The sequence below is a fragment of the Rhizobium sp. 18055 genome (genome assembly GCF_902706285.1).
In the GTDB taxonomy this organism is placed as follows: domain Bacteria; phylum Pseudomonadota; class Alphaproteobacteria; order Rhizobiales; family Rhizobiaceae; genus Rhizobium.
Window position 1 is genome coordinate 1 of record NZ_CACSKD010000016.1, and the last position, 17,688, is coordinate 17,688.

The window sequence follows — 17,688 nt, forward strand, 5'->3', positions numbered from 1 at the left end:
GCCGGGGGCCTTGCCGGGGCGGACGGGGGCGTCGATCCACTCCTCGTCGAAGAAGCGCTTGGCGATCGTTGCCATTTCAGGGGCGAAGCCGCCATAGGCGGACAGCACGGTGTCCCTGGCTTCATCCCAGGAGATCAGCGCGTTGGAGGTTTCCGGCAGCGGCGCGTTGCGGTCCCAGAACTCCATCTGCTCCATGCCGAGCCACTTCGCCTTCATCTTGTAGTAGCGGTGCGACAGGCGGGGATAGGCGTCCTTGACGGCGGCGGCCAGCGCATCGACGACTTCGCGCTCGACGCGGTTGGCCAGATGCCTGCTGTCGGCGATGTCCTCGAAGCCGCGCCAGCGGTCGGAAATGTCCTTGTCCTTGGCGAGCGTGTTGGTGATCAGCGTGAAGGTGCGCAGGTTGTCCTTGAAGGTCTTGGCGAGCGCCATGGCGCCCTTGTGGCGGACTTCGGGGTCGCGGTCCTGCAGCATGTTCAGCGTCACCTCGATCGACAGGCTCTCGCCATCGACCTCGAAGCGCAGCTCGGCCATGGTCTCGTCGAACAGGCGGTTGAAGGCGGCGGCCGAGGTCATCGACTTTTCGAGGAACAGCTGTTCCAGCTTGTCGTCGAGCTGGTAGGGCTTGTCCTTGCGCAGGTCGACCAGCCAGGGGCGGTAGCGGCCAGCGGCGGGGTCGTTTTTCATGCAGGTGTCGATCACGGCGTCGTCGATGCGGTTGAGCTCGAGGCCGAAGAACAGCAGGTGGCCGGAGAAATCGGTGATTTTCGCCTGGACATCGCCATAGAGCTTGCCGTTGGCAGGGCTCGACGTATCGGAGAAATAGGTAAGGCCGGCAAACGAGCCGAGGCGGCCGATGATCTCGTCGAGCGCTTCATATTCCTTCAGTGCCTGGCCGATGCCCTGATCACCAGCCTTGGTGGCTGCGGTGGCAAGCTTGCCTTTCCACTTTTCCTCGAAGGCGAGCGAACCCTTCTGCGCCTTGTCCATGTCGGCCTTGAAGGCATCGGAGGTGGCGGAGGGGTAGAGGTCCTGCAGTTTCCAGGTGGGAAGATCGCCGAGCCCCGATGCGTTCGCCGAGCCTGATGCACTTGCCGAAAAGTTGCATTCGGCGCCGAAGAGCGTGTTTTTCATGAGCGGGGTCCTCTTCCTATTTTACGACAGGTCTGACTGTCTAAGCGCCCAAGGCCTTGGCATCAAGGGCTTTTCCGTTGCCCGGAAGCGTCGTTTCGAGGCGAATCCACCTTTGTTGCAACCGTTAAAATGCGATTGTTTCTCAAAACTGGATGTTCAAGCCTTCATGCGACATTGCGTTCAAGGTTTCGCATGAAGTGAGGCAGCAATGACCGGTTACAATGAGCTCAAGGGTGCAGCGCAGATACTTGTCGTCGAGGACGATCCAGTACAGCGCCGACTGCTGAAGAACGCCATCGAGCGTCACGGGCACGTCGTCCATCAGGCAGAGAATGGCCGGATCGGTCTGGAGATGGTGAAGAGAGCCAGTGGCCTCTACAATGTCATCGTCCTGGACCTGATGATGCCTGAAATGACAGGTCTCGAATTTCTCGAGGCGGTGCATGAATTCGGCACACAAATTCCCGTGATCGTGCAGACCGGGCAGGGCGGTATCGAAACCGTGGTGCAGGCGATGCGTGCCGGTGCCTTCGATTTCGTCGTCAAGCCGGTCTCGCCGGAGCGGATTTCCAATTCGATCGCGAATGCGCTGAAGCTCGATCAGCGCGAGGTCAAGGCGCGTGCCGGCAAGCGTTCGCGCTCCGGTTCGGTCGGCTTCGACGATATCGTCTCCGCCAGCCCGGCAATGATCCGGGTGCTGGATCTCGCCCAGCGCGCCGCGCAGTCGAACATTCCCGTCGTGCTCGAAGGTGAATCGGGCGTCGGCAAGGAGTTGGTGGCGCGCGCCATCCAGTCCGGCAGCGACCGCTCGGGCAAGCCGTTCATCACGGTCAACTGTGGCGCCATTCCGCACAATCTGGTCGAAAGCATTCTGTTCGGCCACGAGAAGGGTGCGTTTACCGGCGCCACGGAACGGCACATCGGCAAGTTCATGGAAGCCGATGGCGGCACCATCTTCCTCGACGAGATCGGCGATTTGCCGCTCGACGTGCAGGTGAAGCTGTTGCGCGCCGTGCAGCAGGGCGAGATCGAGACCGTCGGTGCGCGCACTGCGCACAAGGTCAACGTCCGGCTGATCTCGGCGACCAACAAGGACCTGATCGAAGAGGTCAAGAACGGCCACTTCCGCGAAGACCTTTACTATCGCCTGAACGTGTTCCCGATCACCATTCCGGCGCTGCGCAAGCGCAAGGAGGATATTCCCCATCTGGTGCGGGTGTTTACCGAGCGGTTTTCGAGCGAGCAGAAGAACGGCAATCGGATGACGGTGAACGCAGGCACGATGGCGCTGCTGACCGCCTATGACTGGCCGGGCAATATTCGCCAGCTGGAAAATGCGATCTTCCGCGCCGTGGTTCTGGCCGACGGTCCAGAATTGACCGAGGCGGACTTCCCGCAGATCGCGGCACAGCTGCCTGAATATGATGTGGTCGATCACCTGGCGCTGGTTGCCGACAACACCAGCAATGCCCGCCTCGGCGAGCTTGCGGCAGCGGAGTTCGGCGTGTCGCAGTCGGTGGCGGATCATGTCGTGGCGCGGATTACCGAATCGCCCGACAACGCGATTTCCAGCACCAATCCTTCGGGCGATGTGCGCAAACTTGCAGATGTCGAAGAAGAACTGATCCGATTCGCGCTGAAATTCTATCGTGGTCAAATGAGCCAGGTTGCCCGCAAACTCGGCATCGGACGCTCGACACTTTACAGAAAACTGAAGGACTACGGCATCGATCCTGATAACCCGCAGAAGGACGCAGCGTAAGGCGTTTCAGTTAAGGTTCCGGCAATCATCTTTTGTTACCAATCATAAACCACTTGTTAGTGGCCTGTTCACTCTGTAAATAAAAGGTTGAACATGTGTGGCATTTTTGCCATCGTGTGACCGCATTTAACAGTCAAGGGTCAGTTTGAGGGACTAAGACTGTCTGACGGGGATTTAGTTTGCCGGATCTGAACTGGAACACGAAGCCTTCGCGCCCGACATGGCGCAACAGGTGCGCAGACCTTTGCGGAAAGGTGGCAAGGACGGCTATGGCCGCCCTTCTCGCAGTTGCTGTTTCGTCGCCTGTTCTGGTGAGCACGCCCTCGCAGGCGGCTGGCGAAACGCGTAGCCTCAAGCTTTACTTCATCCACACGGGTGAAAAAGCGGTCATCACCTACAAGCGCAACGGCAGGTTCGACCCGAAGGGTCTTGAGCAGCTGAACCGTTTTCTTCGCGACTGGCGCAAGAACCAGCCGACGAAAATGGACCCGCGCCTTTTCGACCTGATCTGGGAAGTCTACCGCCAGAGCGGCTCGCGCGACTATATCAACGTCGTTTGCGGCTTCCGTTCGCCCGGTACAAACGCCATGCTGAAGGGCCGTTCGCGCAATTCCGGCGTTGCCGAAAAGAGCCAGCACATGCTTGGCAAGGCGATGGATTTCTTCATTCCTGACGTGAAACTCGCGACTTTGCGCGGAATCGGCATGAAAATGCAGGTCGGCGGCGTCGGTTTCTATCCGAAATCCGGTTCTCCCTTCGTGCACATGGACGTCGGCGGTGTTCGCGCCTGGCCGCGCATGAACCGCGACGAACTGGTGCGGCTGTTCCCGAACGGCAATACGATGCACATTCCAGCCGACGGCAAGCCTCTGCCTGGGTACGAGCAGGCGGTTGCCGATTACAAGCGTCGCGTCAGCTCCAGCAACGTTCAGATGGCCAGCTCCGGTGCCTATAGCGGTTCGTCCTCGGACGAAGAGCCGAAGAAGCACAAGACGCTGTTCGCCGCGCTGTTCGGCGGCGGTGCCGACGAAGACGAAGACAATTCCGAAGACAGCACGCCTGCAGCGTCCGTCGCCGTTGCCAAGGCAACGCCGCCTAAGGCTGCCGACATGCCGAATGCAGCAGACCCGAGCCAGGGTGTTCCTGCTCAGGTTCCGCAGACGGAAGTCGCAAGCGTCAACGCGCCGATTCCGCAGGTGCGGCCAGCGTTTGCCAATGATCCTGCCGGCAGCGAAGTGGCGAGCGCCCTTGTCGCTCCGCAGTCCGGAAATGCAGCGCAGGACGCCCTTTCTGCTGTGACCGATCAGGGCCAGCAGCAGTTTGCCGATCTCAGCGCCTACAGCGTTCCTGTTCCTTCCCTGCTCGGTGCGCGTCGCTCACCTGGAGACGCGGAAGTCGCTTCTGCCGATCCGGCTGCTGCGATGACGGGGGATCTCGCGGCTGTGCCGACGCCGGCTGAACGTCCGGCTCTGGCTGAAAAGCTTCTCGCTGCGGCGAATGCCGATCCGGAAGCTGATGACGACGTGGCAGATCAGCAGGATACGCTGTCTCCTGCCGTTGCCGACGCTCTGAACCAGCAGAACAATGCCGATGACAGCCAGCTTGCAGCCAACCAGCCGTCGGTCATGAGTGTCGAACAGGCTATTAACGCAGCAATGCCGCAAAAGGTTCCGGCGCAGAAGCCACCGGTCCAGCTTGCCGCGCTCGCACCGGCCACGCGGCCTGTGAGCTTCGGCGATGCTTTCGATGCGCCGAAGACCGCAGCAGCGGATGCCGGCGTGGCGCAGGGACTGCCTGCCAAGGGCGGTCGCCCGACCAAGCATGAGGCAGCCGAAGCCGATGCCAGCCGCTCGACCGTGACGACCGAGCCGAAGCTGACGCAAAAGATCATTTCGCAGTGGGCGCTGACCAATGCGCGTATGGAAATGGTCACCAAGCCGGTCAAGGCACCACGCTTCGTCAGCCAGACGCTGCGGGCGCAGCCGAAGGCTGTCTATGCCGAGGGCTTTACCAAGACGGCATCGATCGACACCGGTCGCTTCAGTGGCACGGCGGTCAACTTCATGGAAGTGCGCAAGTTCGACTCGAACTGAGCTTTCCAGAACGCCAGGAGATCAGAACCGTCGGAGCGATCCGGCGGTTTTTTGTTGCAGACACGTTGGGCAGGCGTCATGCATCGCATAAGGCGCGGTACAAGGGGGAGCGATGCATGAAGATAGGGTTTGTCGGAACAGGCACGATCGCCGAGGCGATGGTGACGGGGATGCTGGGTTCGTCCCTTGATGTCTCCGAGACATCTTTTGATGTCTCCGAGATTACCGTTTCGCCGCGCAATGGCGAGATCGCGGCGCGGCTTGCCGGGCTTTCGCCGCGGGTTCGGATCGGGGCCGACAATCAGGCGGTCGCCGATGCATCGGATGTGCTGTTTCTCGCCATCCGGCCGCAGATCGCCGAAGAGGTCATCAGGGCTCTTCGGTTTCGACCCGGTCAATCCGTCGTCAGCGTCATCGCCGCCACGGACCGCGCGAAGCTCAAGGACTGGATCGATGCGCCTGTCGAAATCACCCAGGCCATACCACTGCCCTTCGTTGCCGATCGCGCTGGCGTGACGGCGATCTTTCCGCCAAATCCAGATGTCGCGGCGATCTTTTCGGCGCTCGGCAGTGCGGTCGAATGCGAGACGCGCGAGGAGTATGATCTGCTGGCAGCGGCCAGCGCGCTGATGGGCACCTATTTCGGCATTCTCGATCGTACCACCGGCTGGCTTGCAGGCCAGGGCATGCCGGAGGACAAGGCGCGGGCCTATCTGGCGCCGCTGTTTCTCAGCCTGGCGCAAACCGCCGTCAAGCATGGCGGGATGCCGCTGGCAGGGCTCAGGCAGGAGTTTTCGACCAAGGGCGGGTTGAACGAGCAGGTGTTCGAAGATTTCGACCAGAAGGGCGGCACGCAGGCGCTCACTGCGGCGCTCGATCGCGTCATGTTGCGGATCAAGCGATAGGCGCAAGTCCCATTGCAGTTGCCCGGGCGCTCAACGGCTGTCGGGATTGTCGTTGGCGGTTGTGCGAAATTCCTGATCGTCGAGCACGCGCACCCCTGTGTCGAGCACGCGGATCACCATCTCGTAGATGTTGAGACCGCGCTTGCTCGCGGGCATGCCATGGTCGAGGATCTGCAATGCCTGGCGCAGGCGTTCGGCCAATTCCTTGTCGGTGATCGTTTTCACGCAAGCGCTCCCGATATTGTTCCGCTGCCACGTGCAATCTATCGCGCATTCAACCGGCAAGCCACTATCCGATCGTCGCATGCGGCACGGCACGCCCATCTCATCGCGAGACTTCTCTTTTTCCGGCACGGCAAGCGGCCTGATGATCACTCTGCGGCAATCCTGGCGCTTCGGGGTCTGTGAACCGGCTCGTTTATGGGGGCTGACGCAGGCCATTTTCGGTCTATAAGGTCGCATGCCCTGAGAAAGGGCAAGCACTTGGCCTATATGCAGGGTGTGCGGAGCGAACCGTTGCTTTTCTGGTTCCCGTTTCTGCTGCCCGATACATTGATTGATGAAGACGACAAGGAATAATCATGCAGACCTATCCCGATGTGAAGCTGTTCATCGACGGTGAGTGGAAAGATGCCGTTCACGGCAAGACACTCCCGGTCACCGATCCCGCCACCGGCGAGACCATTGGCAAAATTCCGCATGCCACGCGCGAGGACCTCGACGCAGCCGTGGCTGCGGCCGACAAGGGCTTTCGCATCTGGCGCGATACCTCGCCCTTCGACCGCTCGAAGATGATGCGCCGCGCCGCCGATCTTTTGCGTGAGCGCAAGGACAAGATCGCCTGGATGATGACCCGCGAGCAGGGCAAGCCACTTGCCCAGTCGCTGGTCGAAATCGCCGGTGCCGCCGACGTGATCGACTGGTTCGCCGAAGAGGCGCGCCGTACCTATGGTCAGGTCATCCCGTCGCGGGTACCGGGCGTCACCCAGCTGGCGGTCAAGTCGCCGGTCGGACCGGTTGCGGCCTTCACGCCGTGGAACTTCCCGATCAATCAGGTGGTGCGCAAGCTGTCGGCAGCCGTTGCTGCCGGTTGCTCGATCATCGTCAAGGCGCCTGAAGAGACCCCGGCATCGCCAGCCGAGCTGATCCGCGTGTTCGCCGATGCCGGTATTCCGGCTGGCGTGGTCAATCTCGTCTATGGCGTTCCGGCCGAGATTTCCGAATACCTGATCTCCCATCCGGTCATTCGCAAGATCTCGTTCACCGGCTCGACGCCTGTGGGCAAGCAGCTGGCAGCCCTTGCCGGCCTGCACATGAAGCGGGCGACGATGGAACTTGGCGGTCATGCGCCGGTCATGGTGTTCGACGACGCCAATATCGATCAGGCCGTGTCGATCATGGCAGGCTCCAAGTATCGCAATGCCGGCCAGGTCTGCGTCGCGCCGACGCGCTTCCTGGTGCAGGACGGCGTGATGGACCAGTTCACCGATGGCTTCGTCAAGGCTGCCAAGGCGGTCAAGGTCGGCAACGGTCTGGAAGCCGGCACCGAGATGGGCCCGCTTGCCAATGAGCGCCGCATTCCGGCGCTTGAAGAGCTGATCAACGATGCCGTGTCCAAGGGTGCCGAGCTCAGGACCGGTGGCCGCCGCATCGGCAACACCGGCAACTTCTTCGAGCCGACGGTTCTGGCCAACGTGCCGCTTTCGGCACGGGTGATGAACGAGGAGCCCTTCGGCCCGCTCGCCATCATCAACCGCTTCTCGACGCTCGAGGATGCCATCACCGAAGCAAACCGGCTGCCGTTCGGCCTGGCGTCGTTTGCCTTCACCAGCTCGACCACGACCGCGCAGGCGCTCGGCCGCAGGGTGGAAGCCGGCATGCTGTCGATCAACCACAATGGTCTGGCCCTGCCTGAGGTGCCGTTCGGCGGCATGAAGGATTCGGGCTACGGCACCGAAGGCGGCTCGGAAGCGATCAACGCCTACATGGACGTTCGCTTCGTGACGCAGCTCGGCTGATCAACCCGGTTGCCCTGAACAAAAAGAAAGCCGCCGGGATGACCGGCGGCTTTCTTTGTTTCTTCGATCCCGATGACCGGGATCGGAAGGATCAGGCTTCTGCCGGACCTTCGATCATGCCCAGCGCTGCCAGGTAGGTGTCGAGGATCGCTTCTTCCTCGAGGCGCTCCTGTTCGTCCTTCTTGCGCAGCGCAATCACCTTCTTGAGGATCTTGGTGTCGAAGCCGGTCCCCTTGGCTTCGCCATAGACGTCTTTGATATCGTCGGCGATGGTCTTCTTTTCTTCTTCCAACCGTTCAATGCGCTCGATGAAAGCGCGAAGCTGGTCGCGGGCAACGCCGTGGGCATCAGACATCGTGTTCTCCTGATAGGGGGATAAAAATTCGGATGGCGTTGACTGCCGCGAAGTGCTCCCGGGGTCAAGCCTATTCGACAAGCCGAGGCTTATTTGTGCGGGTTGTTGATCTCGAATGCGGCTTTTTGCTGGGCGGAGGCTTCGTTCTGGTGAAGCGACTTCCACTCCTCGAACGGCATGCCGTAGACGATTTCGCGCGATTGCTCCTTGGAGATCTCGACGCCCTCGGCTCCAGCTGCATCGCGATACCAGTTCGACAGGCAGTTGCGACAGAAGCCAGCCAGATTCATCATGTCGATGTTCTGGACGTCGCTGCGCTCGCGCAGATGGGAAACGAGGCGGCGGAAGGCGGCGGCCTCGAACTCGGTTTGCTGTTCTTTCGTCAGTGCGGGGTCGAGTGCGGTCATTTCGCTCTCCTTAATCTCTATCAATAGGGGCCGGTGCGCGACGGATGCACCTGGTACTGGTGCAAAGCCGGATCGGCGTTCATGGTTTCGAAGATCGGTGCCAGCCGATCCGCCCAGGCGGCAATGCCGGCTTCGTCGCCGATCAGGTCTTGGCGCACTTCGAGCAGGGTGTGCGGAATGCCCGGGATCATGCAGTGCCGGTACATGGTGTCGCCCTTCAGCGCGCCATCATAAGGCTCGTTGTCGCCGACCACCAGATCGGGATCGGCGCGCAACAAGTCAAGCAGCGGAGCGACGGCACGGTGATCGCTATCCCAGAGGACGGCCGCGTGCCAGGGGCGGGGCACATTTTTCCAGGCCGGCGTATAGGAATGCAGCGACAGCACCAACGGCGCCTTGCCGGTCGCGGCCGCGACCGTGGAAATGGTCTCGCTGACGGCATTGTGATAGGGGCGATGGAAGCTGGCGATGCGGCCGTTCCATTCGTCTTCGGTCATCGGGTGGTTGCCCGGGATGATGGCGCCGTCCGATATCTTCATGATCAGCGTCGGATCGTCCTCGCCGCGGTTCGGGTCGATCAGCAATCGTGAGAAGCCGCCGAGGACGGCCGGCACGCCGAGCTTTCGCGATAGCGACCGCACGAGGCCCTCGATACCGATGTCATAGGCGATGTGGCGGGCGAAGGCGCTTTCCGGCAATCCCAGTCCGGCATAGCGGTCCGGCAAAAGGTTCATCGCATGGTCGCCGAGAAGCACCATGCCGCTGTCATGATGTCCGTCCAGGATTTCGAAGGGTTTGAAGGCGTTCATGAAGGGAAATGCCGTTCCATGTTTGCAAGCATGTCCCTGATCGCACGGGCAAAGGGGCGGTTCAAGCGCGCGGTGCAATCATTCCTCGCTCAAACCTCGGCCAATCCTGCCAGCGATGGTGGCAGACTTGCCTGAGGTCAGAAATATAATCGATTAGCATTGCGTTGACTTTCGCCGGGAGGCAGCGCAAGAAGGCACGACAACGAATAACCGGGAGCCAATTGGAAGTCGTGTTGATCCAGACCGCGCCATGTTTCCTTACGCGTTCCGGGCCGCTTGCCCGTTTTGCCCTTTTTGTTCTTGCGGCGTTCTCGCCGTTCTTCATTGCCGATGTGGCGCGCGCGGATTTTCGCGTGTGCAACGGGACGCAGAACCTGGTGGGCGTGGCAATCGGTTATCGAGCCAAGGATGGCTGGATGACGGAGGGCTGGTGGCAGGTGCCGGCAACGACCTGCGCGACGCTGATCGAAGGCGAGCTGCAGTCCCGCTATTACTATCTCTATGCCGAAGACGCCGCTCGCGGTGGCCGATGGACGGGTGACGTCCAGATGTGCGTGGCAGAAAACGAGTTCAAGATCACGGGTGTCAACGATTGCTACGCCCGTGGCTATCAGAAGATGGGTTTCAAGGAATATGACACCGGCCGCCAGGGCAGCTGGATGGTTCAACTTTCCGATACCCCAGGCACTCAAGAAAGTCCGAACTGATGAAGCGCAACCGCAAAGTTAAAATCCTCGCCACGCTTGGCCCAGCCTCCTCCGAGGAATCGATGATCGAGAAGCTGCACCAGGCCGGTGCAGACGTTTTCCGCATCAACATGAGCCATGCAAGCCATGACATGATGCGCACGCTGATCCAACGCATCCGCGCCGTCGAGGCACGCTGCGGCCGCCCGATCGGCATCCTCGCCGACCTGCAGGGTCCGAAGCTGCGCGTCGGCAAGTTCGCCGACGTCAAGGTCGATCTGCAGCCGGGCCAGACGTTCACGCTCGACAGCAACGACACGCCCGGCGACAACACCCGCGTGTTCCTGCCGCATCCGGAAATTCTCGAAGCCGTCAAGCCGGGCGACCGCCTGTTGATCGACGACGGCAAGCTCGCCTTGCGCGCTGAAAAGTGCGACGGCAAGAGCATCGTCACGACGGTGGTTTCCGGCACCAAGATTTCCGACCGCAAGGGCGTCAGCCTGCCGGACTCGATCCTCACCGCCGGCGTGCTGACGGAAAAGGACCGGGCCGATCTCGATGCGGTTCTGGCCACCGACGACGTCGACTGGGTGGCGCTGTCCTTCGTTCAGCGCCCTGAAGATCTGGTCGAAGTGCGCAAGATCGCCCGCGGCCGCGTTGGCCTGATGGCGAAGATCGAAAAGCCGCAGGCAATCGAGCATATCGAAGAGATCATCGAGCTTTCCGACGCACTGATGGTTGCCCGTGGCGACCTCGGCGTCGAAATGCCGCTCGAAGCCGTTCCCGGCATCCAGAAGCAGCTGATCCGCGCCTGCCGCCGTTCGGGCAAGCCGGTTGTCGTTGCCACGCAGATGCTGGAATCGATGATCACCTCGCCGGTGCCGACCCGCGCTGAAGTCTCCGACGTTGCGACCGCCGTGTTCGAAGGCGCCGACGCCGTGATGCTGTCCGCAGAATCCGCTTCCGGCGATTATCCTGTCGAAGCGGTAACGACGATGGCCTCCATCGCCAGCACCATCGAGCGCGAGCCGCACTATCCCGGCATCATCTACGCACAGCGCGCGCAGGCTGAAGCGACCGGCGCCGATGCGATTTCGCTGGCGGCCCGCCAGATCGCCGAAACGCTGCGTCTGTCGGCGATTGTCTGTTATACGTCTTCGGGCACGACGGGCCTTCGTGCCTCGCGCGAGCGTCCGCAGGTTCCGATCCTGGCGCTGTCGCCGGTCATCCAGACCGCACGTCGTCTGGCCATCGTCTGGGGACTGCACTGCGTCGTCACCCATGACGCCACCGACCTCGACGACATGGTCAACCGCGCCTGCCGCATCGTCGCCGACGAAGGCTTCGGCAAGCCCGGCGACCGCATCATCATCTCGGCCGGCGTGCCACTCGGCACCCCTGGTGCGACCAACATGATCCGCATCGCCTATATCGGTTCGGACGGCCAGAGCGGCTTCTGATCGGTTCTGGTTTGAATGATTTTGGAAAAGGCGCTCCTGACGGGGCGCCTTTTTCTGTTTCGGGGGTGTTGTTGACGTTGTGCGTTGGGGGGCCGCGACGCTCGAGCCCCGCCAAACCGATGCGTTTCAGCCCTGCAGTTCCAGCGCCCGGGCAAAAACGTCGGCGTCGACGTTGCCGCCCGAGGTGACGATGATGGCGGCGTCGTCTTCCAGCTGGTCGCCGTGGAAGAGGGCTGCCGCGAGTGCCACGGCGCCACCGGGTTCGACGACGATCTTCAGGCGGGTGAAGGCGAGCGCCATGGCGCGCAGGGCTTCCTCGTCGGTGACGACGATGCCTGATCCTGCGAGACGCTGGAGGATCGGGAAGGTGATGTTGCCCGGCTGCGGGGTGATGATGGCGTCGCAGATCGAACCTGATAGAGTGGCGTTGCGTTCGATCCTGCCTGAGGCGAGCGAGCGGGTGGTGTCGTCGAAGTTTTCGGGTTCGCAGGGGCGGACGCGGAAGGAGGGGGCGCTGGCTTCAAGCGCGAGTGCTATGCCCGAGGTCAGGCCGCCGCCGCCGCAGGGGACCAGCACTTCGGCCGATTTCAGGCCTTCTTCCTCGGCCTGTTCGGCGATCTCCAGCCCTGTGGTGCCCTGGCCGGCGATGACCTGCGGTTCGTCGAAGGGCTTGATCAGGGTGAGCTTGCGTTCCTCGGAAAGCCTTGCGCCGATGGCGTCGCGGTCTTCTCTCGCGCGGTCGTAGAGCACGACGTCTGCGCCAAGCGCGCGGGTGTTGGCGATCTTCAGCTTCGGGGCGTCAGACGGCATGATGATGACCGAGGGGACGCCGTGCAGCCGGGCGGCAAGGGCAACGCCCTGTGCGTGGTTGCCGGAGGAAAAGGCGATGACGCCGCGCGAGCGCACGGCTGGATCAAGTGCGGAGACGGCCGCCCAGCCGCCGCGGAACTTGAAGGAGCCGGTGTGCTGCAGGCACTCGGCCTTGACGAACAGGCGGCGTCCGGCGATCTCGTCGAGGAAGGGGGAGGAAAGAAGCGGGGTGCGGCGGGCGTGTCCACGCAGGCGGGCGCGGGCGGCAACGATCATTTCAATGCTGACCATGGAAAGCTCTTTCAGATGATAATGCCGACATGCATAGGATGACATCCAGCCGTTGTGAACGGTGACTTTGTCACGGTGACACGAAAAGCGTCTTGCCGGCCGGCGGGGCCAGCGGCACCACCTTGTTCTGGCTGCGGCGGCGGTATTCCGTCGGGCTGGTGCCGGTCATGCGCAGGAACTCGCGGTTGAAATTCGACTTGCTGATGAAGCCGCAATCGAACATCAGCCGCGTCACCGGCTCGTTGCTGTCCGTGAGCATCTCGCAGGCGGCGCGGATGCGGAAATCATTGACGTATTGCAAGACGCTGACGCCATGCACGCGGTTGACGGCGACCGAGACGCGGCGTGCCGGCAGGTTCATCTTGCGGGCGATGCGGCCGAGATTGAGGTCCGGGTCGCGGTGGAGCTGGCGCGATTGCATGAGGTCGTCCAGCTGTCGGGCGATGGCACCGTCTTCCTCTGTCGGTCCTGTTGCCGCGACCAGGCTAGGCGGCGATGCGGACGCGGCCGGTTCCGCTGACTGGCTGCTGCTGGCGACCGCCGCCGCCGTGCCGAGCGCCAGTAGCGAGATGACATTGCCGACGGCGACGACAGCACCCGCATGGGCGCCGCCGGTCTGGTAGAAATCGAAGCTGATGACGATGTCGGCGATCACCGAGGCGATCATGGCAAAGCCGGTGATCAGCAGCGAGCGGTAGGAGAGCAGGGCGCCGTCGAGCCGCGAGGAGATCAGCCCATCCGGTCCATGGCGGGCAAGCCAGAAGAGGCCTGCGCTATAGGCGGCAAAGGTGGCGGTGATGACGATGCCGACAGGTTCGCGCCAGGCTGCCATCAGGATCATCATCAGGGCGGCGGGGAGCAGGTGGACCGACAGGGTGCGCCAGGAAGCCGGGGTTTCCCGTGCGAGATTGCTAAAGCCGATCCAGGCGAAGGCGGCGATCAGGGTGGCGAAAACGGCCTGAGCGGGCAAGAGGGCGCTGATGCCGTAACCCCAGCGCAGGCCAAGCAACACCGATTGCAGCGCATAGAGCACCGTCAGGATCAGGAAGGGACGTTTTTCCGGCGCCATGCCGTCGCTCTGTCTCACCATGCGGACAAGCAGGATGGAGAGCAGCAGTGTGACGACGAAGGGCAGCGGCACGAAGATCATGGGTCGGGTTCCGAAACAGACGGGGAGATATCAGCACGACAATGACCTTGATCGCAATCGTGGGCGACCCGGATTGCGATCAAGGTCTCGATTTTGCGCCTCTCAAGACACCCTGGTTCCGCCGTTCAAGGGGAACGGCTTTATCAAGGAGAGATGCAATGACAATCTTCATCGTGATACCGATGCTGCTGATGACGCTGGTTTCAGCCTTTGCCGATGACTGGAAGAGCGGCGAGGTGCTCGATGTGTCGAGCATACGCTCGATCGTCATCCGCGGCGATGCCAGTTCGATCAAGATCAGCGCCAACAGGGACGAGCCTTATCGGGCGGAGACGCAGGGGCGGCGCGATGGCTGGTTCACCGGCTGGTATTCGAGCTGGTTCTTCAATGGCTGCGAGGACGAGAGCCGGATGCAGATCGACGGCACGACGCTGACCATCGCCGTCGCCTCGTCGAGATGGTTCGACCTTTCCGATTGCACGCCCGAAGTGCTGGCCAATATTCCGCCGGGCGGTTCGGTGCAGGTGGACCAGCAGGCGGTGATGGCGCGGTTCGACGGCGAGTTTGCCAGCCTTGGACTGTCCACCAGGGCGGCCGATGTGACGCTGCAGGGGCATGCTTCCAAGGTCAAGATCGATGGAACGGCGGTGCGGGCGCATCTGGTCTACGACACGCTTGCAGACGACGAGACGATCGATGTCAACGCGCGCGCGGTGGACAGCTATCTCGGCTTCGGCAAGGACGTGCCTGTCGATTACACCGTCAGCGCCAAGGCATCGCTGATCGACAGCGCCCGGTCGAGCGTGGCGGGTGCCAAGCCAGTTGTCACCATCCGGGCCGACTATGCCCGCACGACGATTCGCTGATCGGGCCGCTGATCGCCTCAGTAGCCGCCGGCCGAGCCTTCGGCCGCGCGGCTGTCCATGGCGCCGTTGTAGCGGGCGCCGCCGCCTTTGGCGATATCGGCAAGGCTCTTGCCGCCGACGAGGATGCCGGCGGCCTGGCCCCATTGCGGCGGGCCGCTGCCGTCGTCCATCGTGTGGCCCATTGCGATCAGTGCCCTGACGGTGTCGGGCGATAGCGTATACGGCTCGAGGTAGATCTTGTCCGGCTGCCACTGGTGGTGAATGCGCGGGGCGTTGACCGCCTGGCTGATGTCCATGCCGAAATCGACGACATTCAGGATGGCTTCGAGGGTGATGGTGATGATGCGCGAGCCGCCGGGGCTGCCGATCACCATGAACGGCTTGCCATCCTTGGTGACGATGGTAGGGCTCATCGAGGAGAGCGGCGTCTTCTTCGGGGCGATGGCGTTGGCCTCGCCCTGAACGAGGCCGTAGAGGTTCGCCACGCCGGGTTTGGAGGTGAAGTCGTCCATCTCGTTGTTGAGCAGGATGCCGGTGCCGGGCGCCACCACGCCGGCGCCGAAGGAGCCGTTCAGCGTGTAGGTGACGGCAACGGCGTTGCCCTCGTCGTCGATGATCGAATAATGCGTGGTCTCGACGCTTTCCTTGGCGCCGAGCGGCTTCAGGTTGGCGGAGGTGCCCGCCTTGTTGATATCGATCCTGGCGCGGATGGCCTTGGCGTAGTTCTTGTCGAGCAAGGTCGAGACCGGGTTCTCGACGAAATCGGGATCGCCCAGCGCCGCGTTGCGATCGACATAGGCGTAGCGCATCGCCTCCACCATCAGGTGCACGGTTTCGGCCGAGCCGTAGCCGAGGAAGGAGAGGGGATAGCCTTCCAGCACGTTGAGGATCTCGCAGATGATGACGCCGCCGGAGGATGGCGGCGGCGAGGAGACGATGTCGTAGCCGCGGTAATTGCACTCGACCGGCTTCAGTTCGCGCACGGCGTATTGGTCGAAGTCTTCCTTCGCCAGGATGCCGCCCTTCGCCTGGCTGGCCTTGACGATCGCCTCGGCCGGCATGCCCTTGTAGAAGGCGTCGGTGCCCTTGTCGGCAATGCTCGTCAGAACGGCTGCGAGTTCGGGCTGCACAAGCTTGTCGCCCGGCGAGAACAGCTTACCATCCGGTTTCAGAAAGATCTTTGCTGCGGCCTCGTCCCTGGCCAGACGCTTGGCGCTGCCTTCGATGCTGGCGGCGTCGCCCTGTTCCAGCGTAAAGCCGTCTTTGGCGTAGCGGATGGCGGGGGCCAGCAGGTCCTGGCGCGACTTAGTGCCGTACTTTTCGCGAGCGGTCTCGAAGCCCATGACGGAACCGGGGACGCCGACCGCGAGATAGCCGTCGAGACTGGCGCGCGGGACGATGTCGCCCTTGGCATCGAGATACATGGTCTTGGTGGCGGCGACAGGGGCGCGCTCACGGAAATCGAGGAAGGTCGAGCGGCCGTCCTTCAGGCGGATGGTCATGAAGCCGCCGCCGCCGATATTGCCGGCGGTCGGATAGACCACTGCCAGCGCATAGCCGACGGCAACCGCCGCATCGACGGCATTGCCGCCGCTCTTCAGCACCTCGACGCCGACATCGGTGGCCAGATGCTGGGCGCTGACGACCATGCCGTGCTCCGCTTCGACGGGGGGCGGCGAGGCGGCGAAGGCGGGTGCCAGCGGGGTGATTGCCAGCGAGAGCGCGGCGAACAGGGTGACGGATGTCTGGCAGAAGCGGTCCATGATTTCCCCTCGAAGGACGGCGATAGGGAAGATATGGGGTGTCGGGCGCTGCAGGCAATGCGCGGCGTGCGTTAAGTGCCGGCTTGCACGTCTGTCGCGTATGCGGCGTGCGGCATGGGCATTGATTGTGGGGCGGTCGGCGTGTCGTCGGTTGGCGTTTTGCCCTGCGCCAGCCGCCGCTCGGCAGCCCTCGCCGCCGCCTGCAGGTCGCGGTTCGCTCCGGCGATCTTTTCGAGTGCCGCAATGGCGACGTCGGTGGCGAGGTAGTCGGGCTTATGGCCGACGCCCGATATCTTCACCAGCTCGGAGCCCTTGATGTCGCGGGCAAGGCCCTGCGAGTGCAGGTGTTCCCAGACGATGTCGTCGCTGTCGCCGGTGATGATCACCGTGGGTGCGGTGATGCCGGCATAGAGGTGCGACTGGGCCTTGAGATAGTCGAGCAGCCGGATGAAATCGGAGGCGTTGTTGTAGAAGGTGGCGGGGCGCAGGACGAGCGAAGGGCCGGTCTTGCGGATGTAATCCTCCGGCAGCGGGTTGGGGCGGAAGACGTTGAGGGTGCCGCGTTCCAGACGTCTCAGACCCAGCGGCACGACGATGGCGTGGTTGAACAGCCAGCCGATCACCGGCGCTGCGGCGACATGATAATACCAATCGACGCCGCCCGGCCAGGGATGGGTGGCGGGCGCCAGGAACAGCAGGCCGAGGGTCTTTTCCGGATGGCGGACGCCGAAGGCGGCGGCAATCGCCCCGCCGAAGGAGTGGCCGATGATGATCGCCTTGTCGATGCCGCGCTTTTCCATCAGCTGCGCCACGGCATCGGCCTGGCCGGAGGGGAGCGCGTTTTGCGGGCCGCCGCGTTCCGAATAGCCGTGGCCGGGGCGATCGACGAACAACATTTCGGCTCGCCCGCTCAACGGTTCGAGGAAGGCGCCGATCTGGTCGAGCAGGTTGCCGCTGGCGCCGTGGATGAAGACCAGCGCCGGCAGGTTCGCGGTGTCCGGGCGGGCGACGTGGACGGCGTTCATGCGGTAGCCGCCGATATCGGTCAGTTCGCCGACATTGGGGAAGGCCTGCTCGAACTGGCGGGCTTTATAGGAGGAATAGCCGATCGCGGCAGCAACAGGGGCGAGGAGGGCGGATACTTCGGCAAGCATGGTTTCACCTGCGGCAAGACACTTC

General features: G+C 62.6%; 16 protein-coding genes. 7 read left to right on the plus strand and 9 right to left on the minus strand.

Translation table 11 applies throughout. The annotated features are described in order from the left end of the window. Positions 1–1,134: M3 family oligoendopeptidase (locus tag GVL52_RS22585; protein WP_368735331.1), on the minus strand; the 1,134-nt coding region annotated here is incomplete at its 3' end. A 208-nt stretch (positions 1,135–1,342) separates the two neighbouring features. Here GVL52_RS22585 and GVL52_RS22590 point away from each other — a divergent pair. From GVL52_RS22590 to GVL52_RS22600, 3 genes are all read left to right on the plus strand, one after another. Then, positions 1,343–2,896 carry a sigma-54 dependent transcriptional regulator gene (locus tag GVL52_RS22590; RefSeq protein ID WP_160011226.1) on the plus strand — a complete coding sequence of 518 codons (1,554 nt, stop codon included), beginning with the start codon at positions 1,343–1,345 and terminating at the stop codon, positions 2,894–2,896. A gap of 179 nt (positions 2,897–3,075) precedes the next feature. Further along, positions 3,076–4,989 (plus strand): DUF882 domain-containing protein, encoded by a 1,914-nt coding sequence (locus tag GVL52_RS22595; protein ID WP_160011228.1) that lies wholly within the window; start codon positions 3,076–3,078, stop codon positions 4,987–4,989. A gap of 116 nt (positions 4,990–5,105) precedes the next feature. Beyond that, complete coding sequence (locus GVL52_RS22600) at positions 5,106–5,894, plus strand: pyrroline-5-carboxylate reductase (RefSeq protein ID WP_160011230.1); 789 nt, start codon at positions 5,106–5,108, stop codon at positions 5,892–5,894. Positions 5,895–5,924: 30 nt separating this feature from the next. Here the strand turns inward: GVL52_RS22600 and GVL52_RS22605 are convergent, their stop codons facing one another. Continuing rightward, positions 5,925–6,119, minus strand: a complete 195-nt coding sequence (locus GVL52_RS22605; RefSeq protein WP_160011232.1) for a hypothetical protein — start codon at positions 6,117–6,119, stop codon at positions 5,925–5,927. A gap of 356 nt (positions 6,120–6,475) precedes the next feature. On the opposite strand from GVL52_RS22605, the gene GVL52_RS22610 reads away from it, so the two are divergent. Continuing rightward, positions 6,476–7,912, plus strand: coding sequence for an NAD-dependent succinate-semialdehyde dehydrogenase (locus GVL52_RS22610; RefSeq protein ID WP_160011234.1), 1,437 nt, complete (start codon positions 6,476–6,478; stop codon positions 7,910–7,912). A gap of 91 nt (positions 7,913–8,003) precedes the next feature. Here GVL52_RS22610 and GVL52_RS22615 read toward each other — a convergent pair whose 3' ends face one another. From GVL52_RS22615 to GVL52_RS22625, 3 genes are all read right to left on the minus strand, one after another. Beyond that, on the minus strand, positions 8,004–8,267 hold the full coding sequence (locus GVL52_RS22615) for a DUF2312 domain-containing protein (RefSeq protein WP_018899724.1): 264 nt from the start codon (positions 8,265–8,267) through the stop codon (positions 8,004–8,006). An 89-nt stretch (positions 8,268–8,356) separates the two neighbouring features. Continuing rightward, positions 8,357–8,674, minus strand: a complete 318-nt coding sequence (locus GVL52_RS22620) for a DUF1244 domain-containing protein (RefSeq protein ID WP_160011236.1) — start codon at positions 8,672–8,674, stop codon at positions 8,357–8,359. 20 nt (positions 8,675–8,694) lie between these two features. Then, positions 8,695–9,483 (minus strand): N-formylglutamate amidohydrolase, encoded by a 789-nt coding sequence (locus GVL52_RS22625; protein WP_160011238.1) that lies wholly within the window; start codon positions 9,481–9,483, stop codon positions 8,695–8,697. Between the two features lie 221 nt (positions 9,484–9,704). On the opposite strand from GVL52_RS22625, the gene GVL52_RS22630 reads away from it, so the two are divergent. Together GVL52_RS22630 and pyk are read left to right on the plus strand one after the other, a co-directional pair. After that, on the plus strand, positions 9,705–10,190 hold the full coding sequence (locus tag GVL52_RS22630) for a DUF1036 domain-containing protein (protein ID WP_111563360.1): 486 nt from the start codon (positions 9,705–9,707) through the stop codon (positions 10,188–10,190). Beyond that, entirely contained in the window at positions 10,190–11,629 is a 1,440-nt protein-coding gene (gene pyk, locus GVL52_RS22635; protein WP_160011240.1) for a pyruvate kinase, read from the plus strand. The genes GVL52_RS22630 and pyk overlap by 1 nt, the downstream gene beginning before the upstream one ends. Positions 11,630–11,755: 126 nt before the next feature. On the opposite strand, the gene GVL52_RS22640 is transcribed toward pyk, so the two are convergent. Both GVL52_RS22640 and GVL52_RS22645 read right to left on the minus strand, forming a co-directional pair. Then, positions 11,756–12,730 (minus strand): threonine/serine dehydratase, encoded by a 975-nt coding sequence (locus GVL52_RS22640; protein WP_160011242.1) that lies wholly within the window; start codon positions 12,728–12,730, stop codon positions 11,756–11,758. 70 nt (positions 12,731–12,800) lie between these two features. Then, positions 12,801–13,880: an AraC family transcriptional regulator gene (locus GVL52_RS22645; protein WP_160011244.1), complete on the minus strand. Its 1,080-nt coding sequence runs from the start codon at positions 13,878–13,880 to the stop codon at positions 12,801–12,803. 158 nt (positions 13,881–14,038) lie between these two features. Here GVL52_RS22645 and GVL52_RS22650 point away from each other — a divergent pair, with 158 nt between their 5' ends. After that, complete coding sequence (locus GVL52_RS22650) at positions 14,039–14,746, plus strand: hypothetical protein (RefSeq protein WP_160011246.1); 708 nt, start codon at positions 14,039–14,041, stop codon at positions 14,744–14,746. A 17-nt stretch (positions 14,747–14,763) separates the two neighbouring features. On the opposite strand, the gene ggt is transcribed toward GVL52_RS22650, so the two are convergent. Both ggt and GVL52_RS22660 read right to left on the minus strand, forming a co-directional pair. Further along, complete coding sequence (gene ggt / locus GVL52_RS22655; RefSeq protein ID WP_160011248.1) at positions 14,764–16,509, minus strand: gamma-glutamyltransferase; 1,746 nt, start codon at positions 16,507–16,509, stop codon at positions 14,764–14,766. A 71-nt stretch (positions 16,510–16,580) separates the two neighbouring features. Continuing rightward, complete coding sequence (locus GVL52_RS22660; protein WP_160011250.1) at positions 16,581–17,663, minus strand: alpha/beta fold hydrolase; 1,083 nt, start codon at positions 17,661–17,663, stop codon at positions 16,581–16,583. Positions 17,664–17,688: the final 25 nt, after the last annotated feature.